At 65.3% G+C, this 3,312-nt stretch carries 5 protein-coding genes and 1 tRNA gene; all 6 read right to left on the reverse strand.

Features of this window, described 5'->3' with window-relative positions; all coding sequences use genetic code 11:
• Positions 1 to 507: 507 nt before the first annotated feature.
• Positions 508 to 583: transfer RNA gene (locus FHD68_RS17995), tRNA-Phe, on the reverse strand.
• 112 nt (positions 584 to 695) lie between these two features.
• Positions 696 to 857 carry a DNA gyrase inhibitor YacG gene (locus tag FHD68_RS18000; protein WP_127898792.1) on the reverse strand — a complete coding sequence of 54 codons (162 nt, stop codon included), beginning with the start codon at positions 855 to 857 and terminating at the stop codon, positions 696 to 698.
• Positions 857 to 1,912 carry a ribonuclease E/G gene (locus FHD68_RS18005; protein WP_127898793.1) on the reverse strand — a complete coding sequence of 352 codons (1,056 nt, stop codon included), beginning with the start codon at positions 1,910 to 1,912 and terminating at the stop codon, positions 857 to 859. The genes FHD68_RS18000 and FHD68_RS18005 overlap by 1 nt, the downstream gene beginning before the upstream one ends.
• Positions 1,909 to 2,508, reverse strand: coding sequence for a Maf family protein (locus FHD68_RS18010; RefSeq protein WP_127899392.1), 600 nt, complete (start codon positions 2,506 to 2,508; stop codon positions 1,909 to 1,911). The genes FHD68_RS18005 and FHD68_RS18010 overlap by 4 nt, the downstream gene beginning before the upstream one ends.
• Positions 2,509 to 2,548: 40 nt before the next feature.
• Positions 2,549 to 2,767, reverse strand: a complete 219-nt coding sequence (gene infA, locus FHD68_RS18015; RefSeq protein ID WP_010397442.1) for a translation initiation factor IF-1 — start codon at positions 2,765 to 2,767, stop codon at positions 2,549 to 2,551.
• A gap of 87 nt (positions 2,768 to 2,854) precedes the next feature.
• Positions 2,855 to 3,312 (reverse strand): FliM/FliN family flagellar motor switch protein (locus FHD68_RS18020; protein ID WP_139086462.1); only part of this gene is annotated, 458 nt, incomplete at its 5' end.

The raw sequence follows: 3,312 nt of genomic DNA on the forward strand, positions 1-3,312 counted from the left end.
TCCAGATCGGCAGTCAAATCTGGCAACACGCTGGAAGGTGCTTCGATCCCGTTGACCATGAACATCGGGCGGAAAGTGATCCCTCTTTGCATCCATGAATGCAGGCGATCTCAGACCAATTAGCACAGGAAGGTAGAACCCATGAATCGTGACACTGACATCTTGCCAATTTGGCTTTCGCGAAAGCACCTCTGCACCAATAAGGACCTTCAGCGTCTTTTCGGGGTTAGCCGCACTACCATCGACAGGTGGACGCGTGAGCGCCCAACCTTCCCAAACAAGCTCAAGCTTCAGACTCACATGGGTCACTTACCAGATTCTTAACCGAAGACGTCCGTAGATACCTCCAGACGATCACATAACAGCGATCCGTCATTTTTTCTGAGGGGTATCTGCACCTAGACCGTTTGTGCCACTGATGTGCCACGGACCGGAGACCGACCAAAACAGCATAGATCAATCGTATATCAAATATGACCTAAGATATTAATAAAATATGAGCTTTTTTGGTGCCCGGAGACGGATTTGAACCGCCGACACGCGGATTTTCAATCCGCTGCTCTACCAACTGAGCTATCCGGGCCCCGGTGGACCCTGGCGGGTCTTGGGTAGGCGGTGTTTACGAAGCGACGGCAGAACTGTCCAGACCGAATCTGCGGTTTTTCGACGACCTGCGGCGCTTTTCGGCGCGCTGCTTAGTCGTCACCGGCATCATCGCGCGGCAGGTCCTCCAGCGGCGGGCCGGGGATGACATAGGCTCCCCGCAGCCACTTGGCCAAGTCGACATCCGCACACCGCTTGGAACAGAACGGGCGATACTGCGGCTGGCTGTCCTTCTTGCAGATCGGGCAGGCCATCACGCGTCCCCGCTTGCGGAGGCCAGTCGTGCCAGCGGCACGCGGTCACGCTTGCGCGTCAATTCGTAGAGACCCATCGCGGTCCAACCGACCAAGGTCGTTTCCGACCCAGCCCCCCGAAACGCCCCCTGCAGGACCTGATCCAGCGTCGCGCGGTCTCGCTTTGGCATAGGCGCAAAATCGACCACGATCTGTCCACCCAGACCGCGCAGCGCAAGCTGCCGGGGCAGTTCGCGGGCCAGTGCAATATTCGCCTTCAGTCCCGCGGCCAGCGAGGTGTCGTTGCCGGTGTTCACGTCGACCGCGACCAGCGCACGGGTCGCCTCGACATGCGCATCGCTGCCGCCCGACAGGGGCACGCGGGAAGACAGCAGCGCATCGACGGCGTCCAGCACGCCGCAGCGATCAAAGCTGTCTTCGCCTTCCTCGACGGCGTCGGGGGCGGGCTCGGCCCAGTCCATCCATGCCTGCTCCCACGGCGTGGGCGCGTCCAGCAGCAGTTCCGGCGCGCCCACGGTTTCGGCGCAGACGCGATCCGCCAGTTCGATCAGGTCGTCCAACTCGGCGCGGATGTCGTCGTCCTCCGCGTCCAGGCAGACGCTGCGGAGGATCAGGCCATGATCGCGATCGCCCAAGGACGCCCGGCCGATCGCCGCCAGCTCATCCCGGCGATCCTCATCGCGGATGCTGCGCGACACGTTGACCCCCGGCGCGCCCGGCGTGACCAGCGCGTGACGGCCGCGAAACAGCAGGCGCGTGGACAAGGGCACGGCCTTGCCGTCCTCGGCCACGCCCGCGACCTGTACCAGCAGCGGCTTGCCCTCGGACACGCCCTTGCGATCGCGCAGATAGCCCGTCTGGCCATCCGGCAGGCGCAGGAAAACGCCGCCCTGCCCCTTCATGAAGCGGTCGGTCGCGGCACGACAGATCGCGCCGGGCGCCAGCGCGGTCAGCGGATCGCTGGCGACCAGCAGGTCGATCAGGTGACCGTCCTGCATCAGGGCTGCAGCTTCGAGGCCGAACAGATGCCCCAGAACGACTTGGCGACCCTTCATCGGGCGTCTTCCTTGATCTTGGGATGGATGCCGATCGCGCCCAGCATGGCGGCGGTTTCCGACAGAGGCAGGCCGACAACGGCCGAGAACGACCCCTCCAGCCACGGGATGAAGGCGGCCGCCGCCCCCTGGATGGCATAGCCGCCCGCCTTGCCCTGCCAGTCGCCCGCATCCAGGTACCGCTCCAGCGCGGCCGGATCGATCGATCGCATGCGGACCTTGGTCTCGACCAGGCGCAGGGCGGTGCGGGATCCGTGGCGCAGCGCGATGGCGGTCAGCACGACGTGGCGGCGCCCCGACATCAGCCGCATGAAGGCAGCAGCCTCGTCGCGATCGGCGGGCTTGCCCAGGATGCGGCGGCCCACGGCCACGGTGGTGTCGGCGGTCAGCAACGCCTCGCCCTCGGCCAGATCCAGCGCGGCGGCCTTTTCGGCGGCCATGCGGCGGACATAGTCGCGGGGTGGTTCGGCCTTGCGGGAGGTCTCGTCGATATCGGCGGGGCGCAGCGCGTCGGGAACGATCCCGATCTGGGCCAGCAGTTCCAACCGCCGCGGGCTGGCTGATCCCAGGATCAGCCTGGGGGGCGTATCGGCCATCATGCGGCCTCCGGTGGTGTCGGCCGTCCCGGGGGACGGCTTACTTGAAGCGGTAATTGATCCGCCCCTTGGTCAGGTCATAGGTGTTCATTTCCACCTGAACCTTGTCGCCGGCCAGAACACGGATGCGGTTCTTGCGCATCTTGCCTGCCATATGTGCGATAATCTCATGGCCGTTTTCAAGCTCGACCCGGAATGTCGCATTGGGCAGGAGTTCCTTCACGACGCCGGGGAATTCGAGCATTTCTTCCTTGGCCATGGTCACTCCGTTCTTGTCATCCCGTCAGATTCGGGACCGACGTTACATGCGACCAGAATGCGGGGAATTCAAGGAAAAAGCGCCCGGTCAGCCGCGCAGCGCCGTCAGGTCGGTGCCCGTGGCAAGCCCCAGGTCGTCAATCGACAGGCCCTGGGCGCGAAACGGGTCGGGCCGGGACAGGTCGCTCGGGGCATGCGCGGCCATCATCGCGGCTGCCTGGCCCATCACCGGGACCATGCCGTCATCTGTCGCCGCCGACGCGGGGTCGCGCAGACGGATCGCGTGGCATCCCTCGGCCTCGCCGAATTTTCCGGTGGCCAGGACCTGGCCGTCCTGCGTCTCCAGCGTGGCCTGTGTCAGACAGGTGCGCGGCAGGCTCAGCAGCCGCCCGTCCAGAAATCCCCGCAGCTCGGCCAGCGACACGCGCTTGCGGCACAGCACGCCGGTCACCGAGACGGGGGCGTCCTGCATCGCCGCGGCCAGGCTGACCCGAACGGGGGCGGCGACCGGCGGCGCCGGGGCCGCGACAGGGGCGGCATCGGGGC

Origin of the sequence: Paracoccus marcusii (assembly GCF_006151785.1) — a bacterium.
Classification (GTDB): domain Bacteria; phylum Pseudomonadota; class Alphaproteobacteria; order Rhodobacterales; family Rhodobacteraceae; genus Paracoccus; species Paracoccus marcusii.

Bases quoted from the DNA above. Each gene is read 5' to 3' on its own strand.
- FHD68_RS18000 (WP_127898792.1), bottom strand. From the start codon at position 857: ATGGCCTGCCCGATCTGCAAGAAGGACAGCCAGCCGCAGTATCGCCCG.
- FHD68_RS18005 (WP_127898793.1), bottom strand. From the start codon at position 1,912: ATGAAGGGTCGCCAAGTCGTTCTGGGGCATCTGTTCGGCCTCGAAGCT.
- FHD68_RS18010 (WP_127899392.1), bottom strand. From the start codon at position 2,508: ATGGCCGATACGCCCCCCAGGCTGATCCTGGGATCAGCCAGCCCGCGG.
- infA (WP_010397442.1), bottom strand. From the start codon at position 2,767: ATGGCCAAGGAAGAAATGCTCGAATTCCCCGGCGTCGTGAAGGAACTC.